Source organism: Herbiconiux daphne, from assembly GCF_024979295.1.
Taxonomy (GTDB): domain Bacteria; phylum Actinomycetota; class Actinomycetes; order Actinomycetales; family Microbacteriaceae; genus Herbiconiux; species Herbiconiux daphnes.
Genome location: NZ_JANLCJ010000311.1, coordinates 1 through 782 on the forward strand (window position 1 = coordinate 1; position 782 = coordinate 782).

Genomic DNA, 782 nt, shown 5'->3' on the forward strand with positions numbered 1-782 from the left:
TTCCCGTAATGTAGCCTCGTTTTGCTTTCTCTGTGATTCGCTCAATGAGGATTGCGATACAAGGATTCTCAGCCAAGAATCTTTCCCGCATGATGCTGCCTTTTTCTGCACCACCACCCACAATACTACCAAGCTTAAGATTACCAGCTCCGTAGTTGAAAGCATATATAAACGTCTTAGCATTGTCCCTTGTTGGAAGTCCAGCAAGTTTTTGATTGTGAGTGTGAATGTCGCCATCCAAAAGGATGTCCCGATACATGATAGCAGAAGCAAGACCACGTTCAGCAACTCTACGCTTCTCCTCATCTCCCTCCGCTTCCGCCTCGGAAAGCATGGCACGGCACTCAGAAATAAGGTAATGAGCGAGCATACGAAGCTCAAGACCACTACCGTCATAACCGAGAAAGAGTTCATGATTGGGAGGACAATAGTATTTAAGAACACCTACTGGTTTTCCTTTCTTGTTGTCGATAATAACGTTAGTGCCGGGCTTAACGCTGCAACCGTCAGGAACACTGTTGTGAAGAACAACAGCCTTTCCATGTGATGGCTCAAGGTTAATATCCGACTTAAATAAAGATCGACACTCGTGCCCAAAGAAACCGCGCGAGGGTATATTAACCACAATACGATGCTTAAACCTAAAAGTCGGTGTAGCACAACTATTAGCATCCGCCGAAAGCTTCCCATCTTCCCTTTCCTTATCGATGAGTCCTTGGATTAAACCACGTCTGTGAGATGCTACAACGCGCTTCTTGAGCATTTCTCCCACAAAGCCCATG

General features: G+C 45.8%; 1 protein-coding gene. It reads right to left on the reverse strand.

Annotation, left to right across the window (positions count from 1 at the left end; all coding sequences use genetic code 11):
* A partial coding sequence (locus N1032_RS24885; protein WP_259543224.1) for a DNA polymerase family A protein occupies window positions 1–782 on the reverse strand: 782 nt, incomplete at both ends.